The organism is Kosakonia sp. HypNH10 (assembly GCF_029850615.1).
GTDB classification, from domain to species: domain Bacteria; phylum Pseudomonadota; class Gammaproteobacteria; order Enterobacterales; family Enterobacteriaceae; genus Kosakonia; species Kosakonia cowanii.
Window position 1 is genome coordinate 22,764 of record NZ_JAOTIU010000012.1, and the last position, 21,373, is coordinate 44,136.

17 protein-coding genes are annotated in these 21,373 nt (G+C 56.0%); 7 read left to right on the forward strand and 10 right to left on the reverse strand.

Annotation, left to right across the window (positions count from 1 at the left end):
* Nucleotides 1–213 precede the first annotated feature (213 nt).
* From rtcR to N7V53_RS21765, 3 genes are all read left to right on the forward strand, one after another.
* The gene (gene rtcR, locus N7V53_RS21755) at nucleotides 214–1,800 is read left to right on the forward strand and encodes an RNA repair transcriptional activator RtcR (RefSeq protein WP_279794910.1); all 1,587 of its coding nucleotides are present in this window, start codon (nucleotides 214–216) and stop codon (nucleotides 1,798–1,800) included.
* Nucleotides 1,801–1,949: 149 nt separating this feature from the next.
* Nucleotides 1,950–2,891: a ketopantoate/pantoate/pantothenate transporter PanS gene (gene panS, locus N7V53_RS21760; protein ID WP_023478339.1), complete on the forward strand. Its 942-nt coding sequence runs from the start codon at nucleotides 1,950–1,952 to the stop codon at nucleotides 2,889–2,891.
* Nucleotides 2,892–3,039: 148 nt separating this feature from the next.
* Complete coding sequence (locus N7V53_RS21765) at nucleotides 3,040–3,312, forward strand: DUF3811 domain-containing protein (protein ID WP_042712605.1); 273 nt, start codon at nucleotides 3,040–3,042, stop codon at nucleotides 3,310–3,312.
* Here N7V53_RS21765 and rluF read toward each other — a convergent pair whose 3' ends face one another.
* A complete protein-coding gene (rluF, locus tag N7V53_RS21770; protein ID WP_023478466.1) occupies nucleotides 3,313–4,182 on the reverse strand; it encodes a 23S rRNA pseudouridine(2604) synthase RluF in 870 nt (289 codons plus the stop codon). It abuts the gene before it with no gap.
* A 247-nt stretch (nucleotides 4,183–4,429) separates the two neighbouring features.
* Between rluF and N7V53_RS21775 the strand changes: the two genes are divergently transcribed.
* The gene (locus N7V53_RS21775) at nucleotides 4,430–4,708 is read left to right on the forward strand and encodes an addiction module antidote protein (protein WP_279794924.1); all 279 of its coding nucleotides are present in this window, start codon (nucleotides 4,430–4,432) and stop codon (nucleotides 4,706–4,708) included.
* Between the two features lie 28 nt (nucleotides 4,709–4,736).
* Here the strand turns inward: N7V53_RS21775 and N7V53_RS21780 are convergent, their stop codons facing one another.
* From N7V53_RS21780 to metH, 4 genes are all read right to left on the reverse strand, one after another.
* Nucleotides 4,737–6,368 (reverse strand): Na/Pi cotransporter family protein, encoded by a 1,632-nt coding sequence (locus N7V53_RS21780; protein ID WP_279794911.1) that lies wholly within the window; start codon nucleotides 6,366–6,368, stop codon nucleotides 4,737–4,739.
* A gap of 171 nt (nucleotides 6,369–6,539) precedes the next feature.
* On the reverse strand, nucleotides 6,540–7,016 hold the full coding sequence (locus N7V53_RS21785) for a hypothetical protein (RefSeq protein ID WP_023478446.1): 477 nt from the start codon (nucleotides 7,014–7,016) through the stop codon (nucleotides 6,540–6,542).
* On the reverse strand, nucleotides 6,991–7,800 hold the full coding sequence (locus tag N7V53_RS21790) for a hypothetical protein (protein ID WP_023478360.1): 810 nt from the start codon (nucleotides 7,798–7,800) through the stop codon (nucleotides 6,991–6,993). Before N7V53_RS21790 ends, N7V53_RS21785 begins: the two co-directional genes overlap by 26 nt.
* 223 nt (nucleotides 7,801–8,023) lie before the next feature.
* Complete coding sequence (gene metH, locus N7V53_RS21795) at nucleotides 8,024–11,710, reverse strand: methionine synthase (protein ID WP_279794913.1); 3,687 nt, start codon at nucleotides 11,708–11,710, stop codon at nucleotides 8,024–8,026.
* Between the two features lie 160 nt (nucleotides 11,711–11,870).
* Between metH and N7V53_RS21800 the strand changes: the two genes are divergently transcribed.
* The 3 genes from N7V53_RS21800 (at nucleotide 11,871) to N7V53_RS21810 (ending at nucleotide 14,698) form a co-directional block, all read left to right on the forward strand.
* A complete protein-coding gene (locus N7V53_RS21800; RefSeq protein WP_279794914.1) occupies nucleotides 11,871–12,614 on the forward strand; it encodes a hypothetical protein in 744 nt (247 codons plus the stop codon).
* Nucleotides 12,615–12,734: 120 nt separating this feature from the next.
* Complete coding sequence (gene iclR, locus N7V53_RS21805; RefSeq protein ID WP_023478496.1) at nucleotides 12,735–13,562, forward strand: glyoxylate bypass operon transcriptional repressor IclR; 828 nt, start codon at nucleotides 12,735–12,737, stop codon at nucleotides 13,560–13,562.
* A gap of 119 nt (nucleotides 13,563–13,681) precedes the next feature.
* Entirely contained in the window at nucleotides 13,682–14,698 is a 1,017-nt protein-coding gene (locus N7V53_RS21810) for a hypothetical protein (protein WP_279794917.1), read from the forward strand.
* On the opposite strand, the gene aceK is transcribed toward N7V53_RS21810, so the two are convergent.
* From aceK to N7V53_RS21835, 5 genes are all read right to left on the reverse strand, one after another.
* A complete protein-coding gene (aceK, locus tag N7V53_RS21815; RefSeq protein WP_279794919.1) occupies nucleotides 14,695–16,443 on the reverse strand; it encodes a bifunctional isocitrate dehydrogenase kinase/phosphatase in 1,749 nt (582 codons plus the stop codon). The genes N7V53_RS21810 and aceK overlap by 4 nt on opposite strands.
* 85 nt (nucleotides 16,444–16,528) lie before the next feature.
* On the reverse strand, nucleotides 16,529–17,839 hold the full coding sequence (aceA, locus tag N7V53_RS21820) for an isocitrate lyase (RefSeq protein ID WP_023478373.1): 1,311 nt from the start codon (nucleotides 17,837–17,839) through the stop codon (nucleotides 16,529–16,531).
* A gap of 153 nt (nucleotides 17,840–17,992) precedes the next feature.
* The gene (gene aceB, locus N7V53_RS21825) at nucleotides 17,993–19,594 is read right to left on the reverse strand and encodes a malate synthase A (protein WP_279794921.1); all 1,602 of its coding nucleotides are present in this window, start codon (nucleotides 19,592–19,594) and stop codon (nucleotides 17,993–17,995) included.
* Nucleotides 19,595–19,840: 246 nt separating this feature from the next.
* Entirely contained in the window at nucleotides 19,841–20,770 is a 930-nt protein-coding gene (metA, locus tag N7V53_RS21830; protein ID WP_023478504.1) for a homoserine O-succinyltransferase, read from the reverse strand.
* 133 nt (nucleotides 20,771–20,903) lie between these two features.
* Nucleotides 20,904–21,373, reverse strand: a 470-nt coding sequence (locus N7V53_RS21835) for a YjaA family stress response protein (RefSeq protein ID WP_279794923.1), incomplete at its 5' end; no start/stop codon positions are given.

Here is a 21,373-nt window from a genome sequence, read left to right on the forward strand (position 1 = left end):
TCCTGATGCGCCGGCGGGGTGAATAACCCCAGCGAACTCAGCGTGTTGACGAGGTAACTATTGCGAGAGGCGTGCCAAAAAGAGGAAAACAAGAAAATAAATTTTTATCTTATTGAAAATAAATGATTTAATTTTTTAAGGCGATGCCAGGCATTGTGCCAGCCTACGAGATTTCTTATCTTTATATATCGCCTTTTATTATTCAGGATAAAGATGAAACGTCGGGTTGTGATTGGGGTGCTGGGAACAGTGCTGGATAAACGCGGGAAACGGCATAACCGCTTTCGCAAATGGCGACCGACGGTGGCGCTCTGCCAGCAAGCGGATTTTCCTGTCGACAGGCTGGAGTTGATCCACCAGCCGCGCGATGAAGGGCTGGCGACGCAAACCGCAGAAGATATCGCAGTGCTCTCGCCGCGCACCGAGGTGCGCAACCACCCGGTGGAGATCAAAAACCCGTGGGATTTCGAAGAGGTCTACGCCGCGTTTCTCGATTTCGCCACCCACTACCCTTTCGATACCGACAATGAAGAGTACCTGGTGCATATCACCACCGGGACGCACGTGGCGCAGATCTGCTGGTTCCTGCTCACCGAAGCGCGCTACCTCCCCGCCAGCCTGTTACAAACCGGCCCGGCGGTGAGAGGCGCGAACGATAAAGAGATCTCAGCGGGCGTTTGTTCGGTTATCGATCTCGATTTAAGCCGCTATGCCACACTGACCAGCCGTTTTCAGCGCGAGCAGCAGCAGTCGGTCTCGTTCCTGAAATCGGGTATTGATACGCGCAACGCCACCTTTAACCGCATGATCGATCAGATTGAGCGCGTGGCGCTGCGCTCCTCTGCGCCGATTCTGCTTACCGGCCCGACCGGGGCGGGAAAATCGTTTCTGGCAAAACGCATCTTTCAGCTACGCCACGCCCGCCATCTCGTTGCCGGGCGGCTGGTGGCGGTGAACTGCGCGACGTTGCGCGGCGATAACGCCATGTCGACGCTGTTTGGTCATGTGAAGGGGGCGTTTACCGGTGCACAGCAGGCGCGAACCGGGCTGCTGCGCGAAGCGGATGGCGGAGTGCTGTTTCTTGATGAGATCGCTGAGCTGGGGCTGGATGAACAGGCGATGCTGTTAAAAGCGATTGAAGAGAAGACCTTTTTCCCCTTCGGCTCGGATAAAGAGGTGCAGAGTGACTTCCAGCTGATTGCCGGTACCCACCGCAATATGCAGCAGTGGGTTGATGAGGGGCGCTTCAGGGAGGATCTCTACGCGCGCATCAATATGTGGACCTTTGAACTGCCGGGGCTGGCGCAGCGGCGGGAGGATATCGCGCCCAATATCGAGTATGAGTTGCAGCGTTTTGGCCTTGAGCAGCAGACGCAGATCCGCTTCGACAAAGGGGCGCGCGAGCGATACCTGGCCTTCGCCTGCTCGGTGCAGGCGGCGTGGCGCGGCAACTTCCGCGAGCTGAGCACCTCGATTGCCCGCATGGCAACGCTGGCGGAACAGGGCCGCATCACCGATGCGCTGGTGGCGGAGGAGATCGCGCGGCTGGAGTACAACTGGCGCGGTGCGCCATCAATGGGCGATTTGCCGGTCGACATGGAGACGCTGGATCTCTTCGACCGACGCCAGCTGGAGAGCGTGGTGGAGGTGTGTCGCCGCACGCAGAGCCTTTCTGAAGCGGGCCGGGAACTGTTTGCGGTATCGCGGCAGAAAAAGGCCAACCCCAATGATGCTGACCGGCTGCGTAAATATCTCGCACGCTTTGGCCTGAGCTGGGAGAGCGTGCGCGGCGCAACATAAACGATCTTCATCATAATTCGTTTGAATATTAATCCTTAGCACGATAAACATTGGCTATGGTCGGGCTCGAACCCGGCCGTTAATAAACCCCCGAATCGTTTACGAGAACGGGGAATAACACAACACAATGTCATCGCAAGGAAATCCCCATGCTCGCAACCTTCACGCGGCTGTTCCCGCTCTGGGCCGTGCTGCTCTCTGTTCTCGCCTACTTCTTCCCGCCGACATTTGTCGCTATCGGCCCGTGGGTCACCACGCTGCTGATGCTGATTATGTTCGGCATGGGCGTACATCTGACCCTCGACGACTTTAAGCGCGTGCTCTCCCGACCGGCCCCCGTCGCGGCGGGTACGTTTCTTCACTACCTGGTGATGCCGCTGGCGGCATGGCTGCTGGCAATGATTTTCAAGATGCCGCCGGATCTTTCGGCAGGAATGGTGCTGGTCGGCAGCGTCGCCAGCGGAACCGCATCCAACGTGATGATCTATCTCGCCAAAGGCGATGTCGCGCTGTCGGTGACTATCTCTTCGGTCTCAACGCTAGTGGGTGTTATCGCCACGCCGCTGCTGACGCGCCTCTATGTCGATGCCCATATCCAGGTCGATGTGATGGGGATGCTGCTGAGTATCCTGCAAATCGTGGTGATCCCGATTGGGCTGGGGTTGATTGTTCATTACCTCTTCCCGCGGGTGGTGAAAGCGGTAGAACCCTGGCTGCCCGCCTTTTCGATGGTCTGTATTCTGGCCATCATCAGCGCGGTGGTCGCCGGTTCCGCATCACACATTGCGTCTGTTGGGCTGATGGTGATTGTGGCGGTTATCCTGCACAACGCGATTGGTCTGCTCAGCGGTTACTGGGGCGGGCGTCTGTTTGGTTTTGATGAGTCCACCTGCCGGACGCTGGCTATCGAAGTGGGAATGCAGAACTCGGGGCTGGCTGCCGCGCTCGGCAAGCTCTACTTCTCACCACTCGCCGCCCTGCCCGGAGCGCTCTTCTCGGTGTGGCATAACCTTTCCGGCTCGCTGCTGGCGGGCTACTGGTCGGGTAAACCGGTAGAGGGCCATCAGGCAGAAAAGCGCGAAGTGAGTTAACTGGAAAGGGGATGCCGGACGCAGCACGTCGTTCCGGTTATCCTCATTGAGCGATAACCTGCGAGCCAATTTCCAGTTATGGCGTTCTTGCCTGCGCTTTTGGCACGTTATCGCGTAGACTCGAGACACTTCCTTAGGAGAACATGCCATGGCCGTGACCAGACTGACGCAGAAAGAGATGACCGAAAGTGAACAGCGGGAGCTTAAAACGCTGCTCGATCGCGCCCGCATTGCGCATGGACGCCCGCTGAGCAACTCTGAGGCGAACCATGTTAAGAAAGAGTACATCGATAAGCTGATGGCGCAGCGTGAAGCGACCGCGAAGAAAGCCCGCCAGGTGAAAAAGCAGCAGGCTTATAAACCTGATGAGAACAGCACCTTTTCGTGGTCGGCAACCACGCAAACGCGCGGACGCCGCTGATTAGCGCCCTTTCTTTTTCCTGCCCGGCTGGGTAAAGCGTTTACCGGCCGGTTTCGCCCGGCTTTTCTCTTCCGGCTTCGCCGCTTTTACCGCGGGCTTTTTCGCCGCCTGCGGTTTCGCTTTGCTCTGCCCCTTCGGTTTCGCTTCCGAGGTGGAGTTCTCAATCAGCTTAAACAGCGCAATCAGTTCATCATCGGTAAGATCGCGCCATTCGCCGGGCGGCAATCCGGTCAGGCTGACGTTCATAATGCGCGTGCGCTCAAGCTTGGTCACCTCATAGCCAAAGTGTTCGCACATGCGGCGAATCTGGCGATTAAGCCCCTGCACCAGCGTGATGCGGAAGGTAAAAGGCGCTTCTCTTTTCACTTTGCACTTTTTGGTTACCGTACCGAGGATCGGCACACCTGCGCCCATCCCGCGAACAAACTCATCGGTAACCGGCTTGTTGACCGTGACCAGATACTCTTTTTCGTGGTCGTTTCCTGCGCGCAGGATTTTGTTGACCAGATCGCCGTGGTTGGTCAGGAAAATCAGCCCCTGCGAATCTTTATCGAGCCGGCCAATGGGGAAAATGCGGCTACTGTGGTTAACGAAATCGACGATATTGTCTTTTTCGCCCTCTTCGGTGGTACTGACGATGCCAACGGGTTTATTCAGCGCGATAAACACCAGATCTTCTTCACTTCGCGGTTCGATAAGTTGCCCGTTCACTTTCACCACGTCTCCGGCCACCACCTGGTCGCCAATGCCGGCGCGTTTGCCGTTGATAAAGACGTTGCCCTGTTCGATGTAACGGTCAGCCTCGCGGCGTGAGCAGATTCCGCTTTCGCTAATGTATTTGTTTAAACGTGTAGATTGGGTTGGCAGCATAAGTTCTCCTCTGAAAGCGGAATATAACGTTGTTAGGCAGAAGAGAAAAATGGATTTTTGCCCCAGCGGCGGAGAAATGTGCGCTAACTCGTTAAAATATATGCACTATGTGAAAGCAAGCAAAGTAGTCTGCGAGACGCTTTCCAGAAAGAGAATGGGGGGCTTTTTTCCGTATCAGTGGAAGAGTATTTTTGCTCAACAGTACAAAATACCTGGCAAAATGTGTTTAAACCATCAGGTGATTACCATGAATAAATTAACCCCTTATGATCCCGCAGCGGCACTGGTTAACGATGAGGCGATAGTGGTCTTTATGGCGGATGCACTGGAAACCGGCGATGCGGCTTATATCGCCCGAGCATTAGGAGTGATCGCTCGGGCTAAAGAGATGACCGACATCGCTGCAGAAACCGGTTTGTCACGCGAGCAGCTCTATCGCTCGTTCAGTGAAAAGGGAAACCCGACACTGAAGACGACACTCTCCGTAATGAAAGCGCTGGGTATTGAATTGACAGTCAAACGCTAAGCTGCCGTGCCCGCAGGCACGGCGTGGATTAATACTCTTCGCGGGTTTCGTCTTCGTCGGGCTGCTCCAGCACGCTGTAGGCCACCGAGCAGAAGAGCGAGTTGAGGCGCTTCATATCGCCGAGCAGGCCGAGGTGTAGCGAGCTGGTTTCAATACTCTGCACGTTTTGCTGATGCAGACGATCGACGTGCGCGTGGGAGTAACGGCGGTTCAGAATACGGAAGCGGTGCTTGCTGCGGCGCAACCGGCGTGCGCTGGTGACATCGCGGGAGAAAAAGACCGACATCGCCAGCTTCAGGTTGTTAAGCAGTTGCTCATGCAGAGCATCCAGCTCTTTCAGCCCTTCAAAGGAGAACGCGCGCCGCGCGGCGAGGGATTTATCGGCGATCTCACTGCCCATGCGCTCAATAATGTCAGAGGCCTGCTCAAGGTTGAGGGACATCTCAATCACTTCGCCCCAGCGCTTCGACTCCTCCTCCGCCAGCTCATCTTTCGGCATGCGCGCCAGGTAGAGTTTGATGGCGGTGTAGAGCACATTCACATCGTCGGCCTGCTTACGCAGCTCCTTCTCCTGACGCGGTTCGCCATGCATCACTTTGTGCAGCCCTTCCAGCATCTGCTCCATCGCATCGCCCATGCGCAGGGTTTCGCGTGCGGCATTGGCCAGCGCCAGCGTTGGTGTGTCAAGCGCGGAGCTGTCGAGGTGTTTCGGCTTGAGGCGTGCATCCAGCTCCGGCTCTTCGTGAATAATACGTTTACAGAAGCGCGCCATCGGGCTGGCAAACGGCACCATCGCCAGACAGCGGATGACGTTGTAGAAGACATGGAAATAGATCACCAGCTCCGACTCCGGCAGCGGCAGCTTCTGCATCCCGTCAGCAAGGAGGTGAACGAAAGGCAGGATAAGCAGGCTGCCCACCAGCTTGAAGAGCAGGCTGCCGAGCGCAACGCGGCGGGCGGCGGCATTGGCCCCGCTGTTATTCAGCATCGCCAGCAGCCCGGAGCCAAGGTTGGCACCAATCACCAGGCACAGCGCCACCGGGAAAGAGATGATACCGGCTGCGGTTAACGTCGCGGTCAGCAACACCGCGGCGAGGCTGGAGTAACTGATAATGGCAAACACCGCGCCAATCAGCGCGTCGAGCATGATATCCCCGGTCAGCGAGGCGAAAATCACCTGCACCCCATTCGCCTGAGTAATCGGCGTCACCGCCTGCACAATCAACTCCAGCGCCAGCAGGATCAGCCCAAGGCCGATGCTGACGCGGCCAAGCTGCCCTTCGCGCGTCTGTTTACGCCCAAGAAAGAAGATCACGCCGACAAAAATCAGCAACGGCGAAAGCCATGAGAGATCGAAGGTCAACACCCGCGCCATCAGCGCGGTACCCACATCCGCGCCGAGTACGATCACCAGCGCGGGGGTCAGCGCCACCAGATCCTGGGCGACAAAGGAGGCCACCAGCATGGTGGTGGCGTTGCTGCTCTGCACCAGCGCGGTTACGCCAATACCGGCGCAGAAGGCGAGCGGTTTTTTCTCTACGCTACGGCTAAGCACCGTGCGTAAACGCGCGCCGAACACGCGCATGACGCCGGTTCGTACAATGTGTGTGCCCCACACCAGCAGGGCGACGGCAGAAAGAAGATGTAGCAAAGTTAACACGGAATCAGCTTCTCCTTATCGTTATGCGCTGCCTGTTATCCACATGGATACGGCAACTTTATGAAGTAAGTATAAGGCGTTAAACCTGAGACGGGCGCAGGGCGCGCAATCCGCGCCCTGTGAGTTGTAAGAATAGATGACAGTTATGTGACAGAAGCGAGGCGTTGGCGGTTAACGCGTTAAAGCGGCATCCGCGCGTGGGGTGCCGTTACGTTTCGCCCAGACCACCGAGCCAATTTTTAACGCTTCCGACAACATAAACAACACAACCGCGCCCCATGCTGAGCTAAATCCACTCAGATGCATCATCATCGGGATCAGCGCAACAGAGCATTTTAATGAGAACACGCGGGCAATTTCCTGCACGACAAAGAAAATCATATTGATATTTTTCTTCGCCAGAAACGACCACGCGGAAAATATTAATGAAACAATTAATGCAATATTAATAAAGAACATCAACTGGACTAATCCGCCCGTCACACCACTGACGCCTAAGCGGCCATAGTTGGAATAAAACGCGCTGATGTCAGAATAAAAGGGCACGTTACCGCTCTGCATCGAAAAAAAGAGATATCCGAGCAGCGCCAGCACGTCCATCACGCCCCAAAAGATAAATATTTTATTTCTTAAATTCATAATCTTCATCCCTTACGCCTGGAATCCAGTGCCATGATTTACCTGACACCGCCCAGGCATCATCACCCTCAAGATATTTCTGGTAGATCGTCCGCTTTTCGCCATAGCGGCGGATCACCGAACGATTATAGAGGAACTCACGCGTATCGGATGCCAGGTCTGCCGGCAGCGGCGTCCACAGCTGAATTTTATCGCGCGAGGTGTTCATATAATCTTTGCCGTCGGAGCCGAAGACGCGCCCTTCGTCGCCCATACTGGTCGCACGGTTAAGCAGCATCACCGCCGCATTCTTCACACCGTGGAAGTCCGTTTCGCTGGTTTTCCAGTAGCCGGGGCCAAACTCATCCGTCACCGGCGCGAAATCGCTGCGGGTGGGTGCCGGACGCCCGTGCACCGCCACGCTATCTTTAAAGCCGTTAATAATCGTACGTACAAAGACGGCGTTGAACGACAGGCTCTGCACGCAGAACAGCTCAGCGTTTTCGGAAATAAAGAACGGATAGTAGAAGCGGTTGCGTGCGCTGACGTTCGGCCTGACCACCACCACAATACCTTTATCAATCAGGCTATCGATATAGTTCTCTTTTTGATGGCCCAGCGGATCGTGCGGTAAACCATATTTAAAACCGTGATGGGGTTTAATGGTGTAGCCATCAATACTGCCTAAAAGATTATTAGGGCTGCTTTCAATAAAGTACTCTTTTTTAATGATGTTCTTTGCAATATCCGGAGCGAGGATATTCTCATAATCCTTCGGCAGTAAATTTCTTTTCCTGATATCATAAATATCCATTTTATAATACTCACGTTTAATTGATGACAGCCAAAAGCAGCGCAAAAAAGAGAGCAACCTTACTTTTTAATCTGCCTCCATCATACGCATGAAGCGGAATGAGGGCCTAAGAAAATATCATACTTTAAGAATGTTCTTAGTTCAAATTTGTATTATGTCTGCTTCACGATAGTTTCGTGAAAATGAAATGAAAAAACGGGGCAATTAACCTGCCCCGTATAATTTAATCCGCATCGTAACCTAAATGGGACGCCAGCCAGCGTTCAACTTCCGCCACGCTCATCCCTTTACGGCGCGCGTAATCTTCCACCTGGTCACGCTGAATTTGCGCCACGGCGAAATATTTACTCTCCGGATGGCTGAAGTACCAGCCGGAGACCGAGGCACCCGGCCACATGGCGAAGGACTCCGTCAGCTTCATGCCGGTATGTTTTTCCACATCCAACAGTTGCCAGATGGTCCCTTTTTCCGTGTGCTCCGGGCAGGCCGGATAACCCGGTGCCGGGCGGATCCCCTGGTAATTTTCGCGGATCAGCGCCTCGTTGCTGAGATTTTCATACGGCGCATAGCCCCAGTAGACTTTGCGTACCCGCTCATGGAGATACTCGGCGAAGGCTTCCGCCAGCCGATCGGCTATCGCTTTGACCATGATTTTGTTGTAGTCGTCGTGCGCGGCGTCATAGGCGTCTGCCAGCGCGTCCTCTTCCAGGCCGCCGGTCACGGCGAAAGCACCGATGTAATCCGCTTTACCGCTCTGTTTCGGCGCGACAAAATCGGCGAGGCAGTAGTTAGCAAAGCCGATTTTTTCCGTCTGTTGCCTCAGATGGCAACCCAGCGCCAGCAGTTCAGTGCGAGTTTCATCCCGGTAAATCTCGACGTCATCACCGACGCGGTTCGCCGGGAAAATGCCCACTACGCCGCGCGGGTTGAGCCGCTTTTCTGCGCCGAGCATATCAAGCATCTCGTTGGCATCGGCGAAGAGCCGTTTTGCCTCTTCACCCACCACTTCATCTTCGAGGATGCGCGGATATTTACCCGCCAGCGACCAGGTCATAAAGAAAGGCGTCCAGTCGATGTAGTTACGCAGCGTCTCAATACTGGCCGTGACCTCCTGCACACCTAAGCGGTGAGCGACCGGCGGCGTGTAGCTCGCCCAGTCAAAGGCGAGATCGTTTTCACGCGCGGCCTGTAGCGTCACGGGCGGCGTGCGCGGTTTTTTACGCGCGTGCTGAATGCGCACCGTTTCATACTCTTTGCGGGTGCGGGCAACAAAATCATCGTGCTGCGTGGCAGAGAGCAGCGCAGAGACCACGCCGACGGTACGCGAGGCGTTTTGCACATAGACCGTCGGCCCGCTGTAGTTCTGCTCAATTTTGACCGCCGTATGGGCTTTCGAGGTGGTCGCGCCGCCAATCAGCAGCGGAATGGTGAAGCCCTGACGCTCCATCTCTTTCGCCACGTTGACCATCTCATCAAGCGAGGGGGTGATAAGGCCGGAAAGACCAATCAGATCGGCATTCACTTCGCGGGCGGTTTTGAGGATTTTATCCGCTGGCACCATCACGCCGAGATCGATAATTTCGTAGTTGTTGCACTGCAGCACCACGCCAACGATGTTCTTGCCGATATCGTGCACATCGCCTTTTACCGTGGCGATCACCATCTTACCGTTGCTGCTGCCCTTCTCTTTGCTGGCTTCAATGTAGGGCTCCAGATAGGCCACCGCCTGCTTCATCACGCGGGCAGATTTCACCACCTGCGGCAGAAACATTTTGCCTTCGCCAAACAGATCGCCGACCACGTTCATGCCATCCATCAGCGGCCCTTCAATCACTTCGATCGGGCGCGCGGCCAGCTGTCGGGCCTCTTCGGTGTCCTGCTCAATAAACTCGGTGATGCCTTTAACCAGCGAATATTCAAGGCGCTTTTTCACATCCCAGCTGCGCCACTCCGCCTGCTGGGCAGCAGCACCCTCATCGGCACCTTTACTGCCGCGATACTTCTCCGCCAGATCCAGCATGCGCTCAGTGGCGTCGTCGCGGCGATTAAGGATCACATCTTCTACCCCATCGCGCAGCTCGGCGGGCAGATCGTCATAAATCGCTAGCTGACCGGCGTTGACGATGCCCATATCCATACCGTTACGAATGGCGTAATAGAGGAAGACAGCGTGGATCGCTTCACGCACCGGGTCGTTACCGCGAAACGAGAAGGAGACGTTCGACACGCCGCCAGAGATGAGGGCGTGGGGCAGTTCGCGTTTGATATCTTCGCAGGCGCCGATAAAGTCCTGCGCATAGTTGTTGTGCTCTTCGATCCCCGTCGCCACGGCGAAGATGTTGGGGTCGAAAATAATATCTTCCGGCGGGAAGCCTACTTCCTGGGTCAAAATCTGGTAAGCGCGGCGGCAAATTTCAATTTTGCGCGCGCGGGTATCCGCCTGGCCCACTTCATCAAAGGCCATCACCACCACCGCTGCGCCATAGCGGCGCACCAGCTTCGCGTGATGGATAAAGGCCTCAACGCCCTCTTTCATTGAGATGGAGTTAACAATGCCCTTGCCCTGGATGCACTTCAGCCCTTTTTCAATCACCTCCCATTTGGAGGAGTCAATCATGATGGGCACGCGGGCAATATCCGGCTCACCGGCAATCAGGTTGAGAAAACGCACCATCGCCGCTTCGGCGTCGAGCATCCCTTCATCCATATTGATATCGATGATCTGCGCGCCGCTCTCCACCTGCTGGCGGGCAACATCGAGCGCTTCGTTGTACTTCTCTTCTTTAATCAGGCGTTTGAATTTGGCTGAGCCGGTAACGTTCGTCCGTTCGCCGACGTTCACAAACAGGCTTTCATCGCCAATATTGAGCGGCTCAAGACCGGCGAGACGGCAGGCGACGGGCAGCTCCGGAAGTTTGCGCGGCGGCACACCAGCAACCGCGCGGCTCATCGCCGCAATATGTTCCGGCGTGGTGCCACAGCAACCGCCGACGATGTTGAGAAAACCGGCCTGCGCCCATTCACCGATTTGCGCCGCCATGGTGTCGGCATCGAGATCGTATTCACCAAACGCATTCGGTAAACCGGCGTTCGGGTGCGCGGTGACGTAACACTCGGCAATGCGCGACAGTTCCTGCACATACTGGCGCAGCTCGTCCGGCCCCAGCGCACAGTTGAGCCCGAAGGTGAGCGCATCGGCATGGCGCAAAGAGTTATAGAAGGCTTCGGTGGTCTGCCCGGAGAGCGTGCGCCCGGAAGCATCGGTAATGGTGCCGGAGATCATGATCGGCAGATCGATGCCCAGAGCGTCGAACTCCTCTTTTACCGCGAAGATCGCCGCTTTGGCGTTGAGGGTATCAAACACCGTTTCGATCATGATCAGATCGGCTCCCCCCTCCACCAGCGCGCGGGTTGATTCGCGATAGGCAGTAACCAGCTGATCGAAGGAGATATTACGAAACGCCGGGTCGTTAACGTCCGGCGAAATGGAGGCGGTGCGGTTGGTTGGGCCGAGCACGCCGGCTACATAGCGCGGTTTATCCGGCGTCTGCGCGGTCCACTTATCAGCGCTGGCACGCGCCAGCTTCGCGGCAGCCAGGTTGATCTCCGCCGACAGGGATTCCATCTGGTAATCCGCCATGGCGATGGTGGTGGAGTTAAAGGTGTTGGTTTCAATAATATCCGCGCCTGCTGCAAAGTAGGCGTCGTGGATATCAGCAATTACCTGCGGTTTGCTGAGCACCAGCAGGTCATTGTTACCTTTCAGATCGCAGGACCAGTCGGCGAAGCGCTCGCCGCGGAAATCCTGCTCGCTTAAACGATAGCTCTGGATCATGGTGCCCATGCCCCCATCCAGAACCAGAATGCGTTCACTTAACTGCTGTTTCAGTTGCTCAACGTTGCTGCTCACACTCACTCCCGACGGCGCCAGATCAGGCCAAAAGGCCAGCAGGACATACTGGCATAAAGTCACAGGGTGGAAAAGCGACGCGGGGGGAATATGAGAGAAGTTCACTTAACGCCTGTAAGCTCGATTGCCGCGCCAGTCACTAACCTTTCCGGGGAATTCCTTGTTCAAGTTTTGGGCGATGCTGCCGATGTATGCTAAATCTTTTGCCTCTTTACAAACGCACCTCGTCACGGAACAGATTATGTCGTTTTTACGCTCATTGTTTGGCAATAAAAAACCTCGTCTCAGCGACTTGAAACTTAATGTTGATAAGTGGCAACTGTATGAGACATTTGAAACCACTATGATGTGGTTTACACCAGAACGAAACGCAGTGCGCCTGCAACTGCTCCCACCGACGCAGTGGCCCTTCGCCTTAGATGATATTGCCGCGGCTACCCGCTACTGGCAGCAGGAAACGGCCAAAATCGATGGAGCATTGGTGGAGCTGATAGCGCTCGATATTCAGGGAATGGCAGCGTTGCAAGGCATATTTAAATATCGGGACCCTACACCTGGTTCGCTTGGTATGTATTACGTCGCGATTATCTGGCTCCCCTTAAGCCAGGGCACTTTCCAGATTAATGCTGAAGCAATCGAAAAAGGCGATACCGGTATACGCGAAGCGTTCGTCACGAACTTGCTTCTTCACCAGGGCTATGAAGCACCAGCCGAGGAGGAACCCGAATTTATCGAATCCGCCGACGCTCTTTTCGCCAGGTTGCGTGAAAGCAAGCTACGCTGTCTGCCGAGCGACGAGCGGCAATACGATGAGGTATTCCCTGAGCACCCTCTCAGCCAGGTAAGAGAGACCATTGCGTTTTGCGCTCAACATTGTCAGCTGGCAAAACACTTGCGGCAATAAACAAGCTGTGGAGCCGTTTTTCGATATGTCTGGGCGAACTCATCCGATCAGTCCACGAAGGAGTTACGTTATACTCTGGCAAAACGAAAACCATTTCCACGATACAGAAAAGGAGCTCCTATGGTCGCTTCCGTCCCCGCAAAACGTGGCAGAAAAGCCGCCGCTCCCGCCGCGCCCGCTGGTGGGCAGGTGCAATCCTTAACGCGCGGCCTGAAATTGCTCGAGTGGATCGCCGAATCACACAGTAGCGTCGCGCTGACCGAGCTGGCGCAGCAGGCCGGTTTACCCAACTCCACCACCCACCGTTTATTGACCACCATGCAGCAGCTGGGCTTTGTCCGCCAGGTAGGCGAGCTGGGGCACTGGGCGATTGGCGCGCACGCCTTTATCGTCGGCAGTAGCTTTCTGCAAAGCCGCAATCTGATGGCGATTGTGCACCCGATTCTGCGCAAGCTGATGGAGGAGTCCGGCGAGACGGTGAACCTGGCGGTGCTGGATAAGAGCGATCATCAGGCGATCATTATCGATCAGGTGCAGTGTACGCAGTTGATGCGCATGTCCGCGCCGATTGGCGGCAAGCTGCCAATGCATGCCTCCGGGGCGGGAAAAGCGTTTCTTTCCCGGCTGGATGATGAGCAGGTTGGTAATCTGCTGCACCGCCAGGGGCTGCACGCTTATACCCACGCCACGCTGGTGTCGCCGCTGCATCTGAAAGAGGATCTCGCCCAGACGCGTAAACGCGGCTACTCCTTTGATGATGAAGAGCATGCGCTCGGCCTGCGCTGCGTCGCCGCCTGCATCTTTGACGAGCACGGCGAGCCGTTCGCCGCCATCTCAATCTCCGGGCCAATTTCGCGCATTACTGACGATCGCGTCACGGAGCTGGGCGCAATGGTGATCCGCGCGGCAAAAGAGGTGACGCTGGCTTACGGTGGCATCCGCACCTAAAAGAAGAGTTCTCTCTATACGCGCGGGCACTCTCGCAGGCGATAGAAGGGATCTCTGATTGTTGTTCCCCCTCAGGCAGTGGCACTTTGGCGGCAATGCCCTTTCTGAGGTTCTGTTTGATGAAGTGTAATAGTCGTACGCTTGCCGCCCTTCTGCTGGCGCTGCCTGTTCCGGTGTGGGCGCATGTGAAATGGTTTGTGGATTATGACGTCAAAATCGCCCCGGCCTCGCTGACGGCGATTGCCGGTTCACTCAGCTTTTGGGCGCTGCTGGTTTTCGCCACGCTGGTGATTTTCGCCACGTCGCTGGCCGATCGCCGCCTCCCCTCATTACCTGAGATCCCGCGCTTTCGCCCGCAACTTCAGCGCGCCCATCACTGGGTTCCTGCCATTATGCGCGTGGGAACCGGCCTCTTTTTTCTCATCCTCGGCCTCTTCTACCCGCAAGTGATCCTCACCCCAGAGCTGATCGTGGCCAACCCGTGGCTGACCTTTATTCACCTCGCTATTGCCATCACCGCCTTGACGCGGAAAACCAGCTTTATCGCCGGGCTGCTGATGCTGTTTCTTTATAGCTATGCGGTGCAGCTTTACGGCGCGTTCCATATGCTCGATTACCTGCTGTTTGTCGCCCTCGGTATCTATCTCATCAGCCAGACCTTTCTGCCGGTAGAAAACGACGAGCGGGTGATGGCCTTTGTGCGGCTGATGCTCTGCTACTCCTTTTTATGGGGCGCCGTGGAGAAATTTATGCAGCCGAATCTCTATTTCCAGTTGCTGGGCGCGCACCCGTGGCTGGCGATGGGGCTGGACTGGGCTTTCTTTGTGCGCGGCTGCGGGTTTGTGGAGCTGTGCCTGATCTGGCATATCTACAGCGGCAAACTGGCAAGCTATACCTGCATCGTTCTCTTCGCGCTGATTGCGGTGCTGGCCTTTATTCCCTTTGGCATCACAGATGTGGTGGGTCATTTCGCCTTTATTGTGCCGCTGGTTGCGATCCTGCTTACGCCAAGGGAAACCGTGCTGTTTCGCAGCGCCATAGCTAACACCGCCGCCTTTCTGGTGATGCTGTTGACGCTGCTACTGTTTGGCTCCCTGAGCTACTCGGTGTTGCAGTACAACACCCATCTGCATTAACCCGCCTGCCGCAGCGCGCTTTGGGCGAAGCGAATGCAGAAGCGCTGGCGTTTGCGGTAGGCGTAGACATCCTCGACGTGCCCCTGGCGAATACGCTCCTGCAAACCACGCCAGTAGTCAGCACGAAGGAGATCGGCATGCATCTCTTCAAACAGCGGGCCGATCTCCGGGTCGGCGCAGAGCCAGTGGCGAAACTCTTCAGGAAAGACATCGCCCGGTGCGACGCTATACCACGGCTCGGCGCTCAGTTCATCTTCCGGGTAACGCGGGGCGGGGATATCGCGGAAATTCACTTCCGTCATGTAGCAGATTTCGTCGTAGTCATAAAACACCACCCGGCCGTGGCGCGTCACGCCGAAGTTTTTAAACAGCATATCGCCGGGGAAAATATTGGCGGCGGCAAGCTGACGGATGGCATTGCCATACTCTTCCACCGCATCGCGCAGCTGCTGGCCTTTCACCTGCTCGAACCAGAGATTGAGCGGCACCATTCGCCGTTCAATATAGAGATGGCTGATGGCAATCCGATCGCCGAGATCGGTGATTTTGCCCGGTGCCTGCTCCAGCAGCAGCGCCATCAGCGGCGGCGCAATCTGCCGCTTCTCCAGCACAAAATTTTCAAACTCCTGGGTGTCGGCCATGCGCCCGACGCGATCGTGCTCCTTTACCAGTTGATAGCAGGCGCGAACGTGGGCGGCGCTCATCTCTTTTTGCGGCGGGAACACATCTTTGATCACTTTGAAGACACGATCGAACCCCGGCAGGGTAAACACCAGCATCACCATACCGCGAATGCCCGGTGCTTCAATAAACTGCTCATCACTGTTAGTGACATAGTGGAGATATTCGCGGTAACTCTCTGTTTTCGCATGCTTCTGGCAGCCAATCGCCATATAGAGCTCGGCGGTGGTTTTGCCCGGCAGGATTTCGCGCAGCCACTCGACGGTGGCCGCCGGGAGCGGCGCATAGACCATAAAGTAGGAGCGGGCGAAGCCAAACACGATACTTGCTTCGGCGTGTGTGGTGAGGCAAGTGTCGATAAACAGCTCCCCCTCCTCGCTGCGATGGATCGGCAGCAGAAACGGCAGCGTTCCCGCCGGGGTGATGAGTTTGCCCACCAGCCAGGCGGCTTTATTGCGATAAAAAAGCTCGTTCGCTACCTGTAAATGCGCGTGGTTGAGCGCATCCATGCCAAAGGCTTCCAGCAGGTGAGCGCTGATATAACGCACGTCACGCGCTTTGTCCTGCCACGGCAGCCGCAGCGGCAGATCCGATAACACTTTTGTCAGCAGCGCTTCCCAGCCGCGCTCCGGCCAGAAGGCTTTCGCAAGCGGGCGCGGAATGGTGCGAAAACGGCGTTCAGGCTGCGAACTGAAGATGAAAAGCCGCTCGGGCGACAGAGAGCGATGATCAAACAAGCGGCAATAGACCGAGTTAAAGAAGCTTTCGGCAATTTCAAAGCGGGGATAGTCGGGCAGCAGCTGCGTGTAGTGCGCTTTCACCTCTTGCAAAAATTCCACGTCCGGATGCTGGCTGTCGGTGATACAGCGCAGCTGCTCCACCACCAGACCGACGTGGTGATCGTAGAGGTGGATACGCTGTTTCATCGCCTGCTGCACGGCGTGCCAGTCCGCCTGCTCAAAGCGCTGCTGCGCCCCGGCGGTCACTTCCAGAAAGCGCCCATACTGCGCGTCAAAACCCTGCAGGATGGTTTGTGCAATTAACAACGCCAGGCCACGCGACATGTGCACCTCCAGGTGACGGCCGGATTAGTGTGTAAGCCGGAGACGCGTCCGCGCCATCCGGCAGCCACAATGCAGTTGTGCGCGATTAGACGCCGAACTGCGCCTCTTCTGTCGATCCGGTTAACGCCGTGACTGACGAGGTTCCGCCCTGAATAATGGTGGTCACTTTGTCGAAGTAACCGGTGCCCACCTCCTGCTGGTGCGAGACGAAGGTATAGCCCTCTTTACCAGCGGCAAACTCCGGCTGCTGCACCTTCTCAACGTAGTGCTTCATCCCCTCGCCCTGCGCATAGGCGTGCGCAAGGTCGAACATGTTGAACCACATGCTGTGAATGCCCGCGAGGGTGATGAACTGGAATTTGTAGCCCATATCCGACAGCTCCTGCTGGAAGCGCGCGATGGTGTCGTCGTCGAGGTTCTTTTTCCAGTTAAAGGAGGGCGAGCAGTTGTAGGCCAGCAGCTTGCCGGGGAATTTCGCGTGAATGGCGTCGGCAAAGCGGCGCGCCAGTGCCAGGTCTGGCGTCGAGGTTTCACACCACACCAGGTCAGCGTAAGGAGCATAAGCGAGGCCACGGCTGATCGCCTGTTCAATGCCAGCATGGGTGCGGTAAAACCCTTCGCTGGTACGCTCCCCGGTAATAAAGGCGCTGTCATAAGGATCGCAGTCGGAGGTGATCAAGTCGGCGGCATCCGCATCGGTACGCGCGACCACTAATGTCGGCACGCCAAGCACGTCAGCGGCCAGTCGCGCGGCCACCAGTTTTTGCACCGCTTCCTGGGTCGGAACCAGCACTTTACCGCCCATATGGCCGCACTTTTTCACCGAGGCGAGCTGATCTTCGAAGTGAACCGCCGCTGCACCGGCTTCGATCATCGATTTCATCAGTTCAAAGGCGTTAAGCACGCCGCCAAACCCCGCTTCCGCATCGGCAACGATCGGCAGGAAATAGTCGACATAACGCGGGTCGCCAGGCTCAATGCCGCTCGACCACTGGATCTGATCCGCGCGGCGGAAGGTGTTATTGATGCGCTCAACCACCGCTGGCACCGAGTTAGCCGGGTAGAGGGACTGATCCGGGTACATGCTGGCGGCAAGGTTAGCGTCCGCCGCTACTTGCCAGCCGGAGAGATAGACCGCCTCAATGCCCGCTTTCGCCTGCTGCAACGCCTGCCCGCCGGTTAATGCGCCAAGGCTGTTCACGTAACCCTTTTTCGACTCACCGTTCAGCAGACGCCAGATTTTGGCTGCGCCAAGCTGCGCCAGCGTGCACTCCGGGTTGACCGAGCCGCGTAACTTCACCACCTCTTCCGCGCTGTACGGGCGGCGAATGCCTTCCCAGCGTGATTGTGTCCATTCCTGTTGCAGCGCTTCAATTTGTTGGGTACGGGTTTTCATATGCAGATGCTCCCTATTCTTCTCCTGGCGTACCAGGCGTTATTGATGAAGGCCGTTTGCTCAGGGCCAGCCCACCCACCGCAGCCTGTTTGTCATAAGCGGGGATGGTGAACGCTGCCCTGGCCAACGTGGCGAACAAATTAGCCCGGGTAGTTACGCCAGCAGGCGATAGCCCGGCAGGGTTAAGAAATCGATCAGCTCATCGGAAGTGGTGATTTGCTCCATCAGCCGTGCGGCATCGTCAAAACGTCCGCTGCTGTAACGGTGCTCACCCAGCTCTTCCTGAATGACCTGCATCTCTTCAGCCAGCATCTGGCGGAACAGCGCTTTGGTCACCGGTTTGCCGTTGCTCAGCGTCTTCTGGTGGTGGATCCACTGCCAGATAGAGGTTCGGGAGATTTCCGCGGTGGCGGCATCTTCCATCAGACCGTAAATGGGCACACAGCCGTTACCGGTGATCCACGCTTCGATGTACTGCACCGCCACGCGGATATTGGCGCGCATCCCCTCTTCGGTGCGCTCCCCTTCGCAGGGTGCCAGCAGCTCTTCTGCGCGGATCGGCGCATCCTCTTCACGGGTTACGAAAAGCTGGTTTTTATGCTCGCCCAGCGCCGCGTTGAAAATCTCCATCACGCTGTCGCCAAGGCCGGGGTGCGCAATCCATGTGCCATCGTGTCCGTTATCCGCTTCCAGCTGCTTGTCGGCTTTTACTTTGTTCAGCACCCAGTTATTGCGTTCGGCATCTTTGCTGGGGATGAACGCCGCCATGCCGCCCATGGCAAACGCGCCGCGACGATGACAGGTTTTGATCAGGAGGCGGGAGTAGGCGCTGAGGAAGGGTTTATCCATCGTCACCACCTGGCGATCCGGTAGCACACGGTCCGGGTAGTTTTTCAGGGTTTTGATGTAGCTGAAGATGTAATCCCAGCGCCCGCAGTTCAGCCCGACAATATGGTCACGCAGCGCGTGGAGGATCTCATCCATCTGGAAGACGGCCGGCAACGTTTCAATCAACAGCGTTGCTTTGATGGTGCCGCGCGGCAGGTTGAAGCGATCTTCCGTGAAGCTGAAGACTTCGCTCCACCAGGCGGCCTCTTGCCAGGCTTGTGTTTTCGGCAGGTAAAAGTAAGGGCCGCTGCCTTTGGCGAGTAGACTTTTATGGTTGTGGAAGAAGTAGAGCGCGAAGTCGAACAGGCTGCCTGGGATCGCCTCCCCGCGCCAGGTGACATGTTTTTCCGGCAGGTGTAAGCCGCGCACGCGGCAAACCAGTACCGCCGGATCGGGCTTCAACTGATAAATTTTTCCCGCTTCATTGGTGTAGCTGATGGTGCCATTGACCGCATCGCGCAGGTTAATCTGCCCGTCGATTACTTTTCCCCAGTTTGGCGCCAGCGAATCTTCAAAATCCGCCATAAATACTTTCACGTTTGCATTCAGCGCGTTGATGACCATTTTGCGCTCGACGGGCCCGGTGATCTCTACGCGACGGTCCAGCAGATCGTCAGGAATGCCGCGGATCGTCCAGTCGCCTTCACGGATGGAAGCAGTTTCCGAAATAAAGTCTGGAAGCTTGCCGTTATCAATCTCTTGCTGCTGGTGAATGCGCGCGGCCAGCAGTTGATTGCGTTTTGGCGTGAAGCGCGCGACCAGGTCGCTGAGGAATTCTACTGCTGCCGGCGTCAGGATCTGCTTCTCCTGCGCGCCAAATGGCTGGGTAAAGGCCAGTTCTTCAGTTGTGGTCGCCTGTTGTGTCATGGTGCGGTCTCCTCTTTTGGCAGCGAACTCATTTTCCAGGGCAAACGAAGATCGGTTGTGCAGTTTTCGTGCAGCAAGATCAATCCTGGACAATAAATTTTCCAAAATCAAAAACAATTTCCATTTTAATTATAAATACATGATAAGTGATTGATCAGAATGGAGATAAATTTTTACTGGGGAGTGAAGTGATTTTCGCAAACAAAAAAGGCACCCGAAGGTGCCTCTCGTCTGGAGCTGAAACGCTTAATCCAAGGTTGGATTCATATGACGAAGATCGTATGGCGTGATCTGGTAGACGTAGTAGTTGAGCCAGTTGATGAACAGCAAATTACCGTGGCTGCGCCATGAAGCACGCGGTTTGTTTTGCGGATCGTTTTGCGGGAAATAGTTGTGCGGCAGTTCAGGTTTCAGGCCCGCTTCCACGTCGCGGAAATATTCGCTCGCCAGCGTGTCAGGATCGTATTCCGGGTGACCGGTGACAAACGCGATGCGCTTATCTTTGCTGGCGAAGAGGTAGGCATCGCCATCTGCCGTTTCTGCCAGGATATCGAGATCGGTGTAATCACGGATCAGCGCGGCCGGGAAATCGGCATAGCGCGAGTGCGGCGCAAGAAAATAGTCATCAAAGCCGCGCGTCAGCAGGGCATGAGGCTGTAAGAGGTGATGCTCATATACGCCGGAAAGCTTATCGCTGCGGGTCTGTTTCGGAATGCCGTAAAGGATATTGAGCGCGGCCTGCACGGCCCAACAGACGAAAAGCGTTGAGGTAACGTGATCTTTTGCCCATGCCAGCACCTGCTCGATCTGCGGCCAGTAGGCAACATCGTTAAACTCGACCAGGCCTAACGGCGCGCCGGTGACGATCAGACCGTCGAAATTCTCGTCGCATACTTCATCGAAGTTACAGTAGAAAGTGTTGAGGTGCTCAGCGGGGGTGTTACGCGACTCGCGTGAATCGATTCGCAACAGGCGGACATCAACCTGCAGCGGGGAGTTGGAGAGCAGCCGCAGGAACTGGTTTTCCGTCTCGATCTTTTTCGGCATCAGGTTGAGGATAAGCACCTTCAGGGGACGAATTTCCTGCACTGTCGCGCGCGAAGTCGTCATTACAAAGACGTTTTCATCCCGGAGAAGATTGACGGCCGGCAGCTCGTCCTGCACCCGAATCGGCATAACTTATATCCTCACAACATACGTTTATACGTTTAGACATCCAGACAGCTGACAATACCCATAAATGGTCTGAATGTCGAGCATGCCGGTGGAAGGTGAGAAAGTTTCACATTACGGCTTACGCGGTGAGGGTTCAGCTGATGATGGTAGGGTTGTTATTGCCCGGTGGTTTTGGCCTTTTAACTTGCTGTAGCGCCTCCAGAATCTGAGGATCGCTAAGCGGGGCGGGATTGGCAATAACATAAGGCGCGCGACACCGACCATGTGCTGCGCCGAAGGTCATTTCCATGATGGCACGCTCTTCCACCGCCGATAACCCCCCTTCGTTCATCTCCAGCGCATGAGCGAGAATGGCCAGCTTACCGGCTCCGGGAAGGGCATGCCAGAAAGAGTGAGGGGCAACTTCCATGATCAAATCATGGAGCAGTTTTTCCGCAAGAAAGAAGTCAGCAATAATGATGCGCTGGTTGCTGAAGGGTTGATGGCCGGAAACCTGCTGCTGGGTGTTGAGATTGCGTACAACCATACGGTTTTTATACAGCTGAACGTAAAGCGTGACCATGGCTACTTCCTTTAGCGGTGAGGGGGGATTAAAACGCGTGG

What these genes read in the sequence shown, in the direction of transcription:
- rtcR (WP_279794910.1), top strand. Translation starts at nt 214, where the DNA reads ATGAAACGTCGGGTTGTGATTGGGGTGCTGGGAACAGTGCTGGATAAA.
- panS (WP_023478339.1), top strand. Translation starts at nt 1,950, where the DNA reads ATGCTCGCAACCTTCACGCGGCTGTTCCCGCTCTGGGCCGTGCTGCTC.
- N7V53_RS21765 (WP_042712605.1), top strand. Translation starts at nt 3,040, where the DNA reads ATGGCCGTGACCAGACTGACGCAGAAAGAGATGACCGAAAGTGAACAG.
- rluF (WP_023478466.1), bottom strand. Translation starts at nt 4,182, where the DNA reads ATGCTGCCAACCCAATCTACACGTTTAAACAAATACATTAGCGAAAGC.
- N7V53_RS21775 (WP_279794924.1), top strand. Translation starts at nt 4,430, where the DNA reads ATGAATAAATTAACCCCTTATGATCCCGCAGCGGCACTGGTTAACGAT.
- N7V53_RS21785 (WP_023478446.1), bottom strand. Translation starts at nt 7,016, where the DNA reads ATGAAGATTATGAATTTAAGAAATAAAATATTTATCTTTTGGGGCGTG.
- N7V53_RS21790 (WP_023478360.1), bottom strand. Translation starts at nt 7,800, where the DNA reads ATGGATATTTATGATATCAGGAAAAGAAATTTACTGCCGAAGGATTAT.
- iclR (WP_023478496.1), top strand. Translation starts at nt 12,735, where the DNA reads ATGGTCGCTTCCGTCCCCGCAAAACGTGGCAGAAAAGCCGCCGCTCCC.
- N7V53_RS21810 (WP_279794917.1), top strand. Translation starts at nt 13,682, where the DNA reads ATGAAGTGTAATAGTCGTACGCTTGCCGCCCTTCTGCTGGCGCTGCCT.
- aceK (WP_279794919.1), bottom strand. Translation starts at nt 16,443, where the DNA reads ATGTCGCGTGGCCTGGCGTTGTTAATTGCACAAACCATCCTGCAGGGT.
- aceA (WP_023478373.1), bottom strand. Translation starts at nt 17,839, where the DNA reads ATGAAAACCCGTACCCAACAAATTGAAGCGCTGCAACAGGAATGGACA.
- aceB (WP_279794921.1), bottom strand. Translation starts at nt 19,594, where the DNA reads ATGACACAACAGGCGACCACAACTGAAGAACTGGCCTTTACCCAGCCA.
- metA (WP_023478504.1), bottom strand. Translation starts at nt 20,770, where the DNA reads ATGCCGATTCGGGTGCAGGACGAGCTGCCGGCCGTCAATCTTCTCCGG.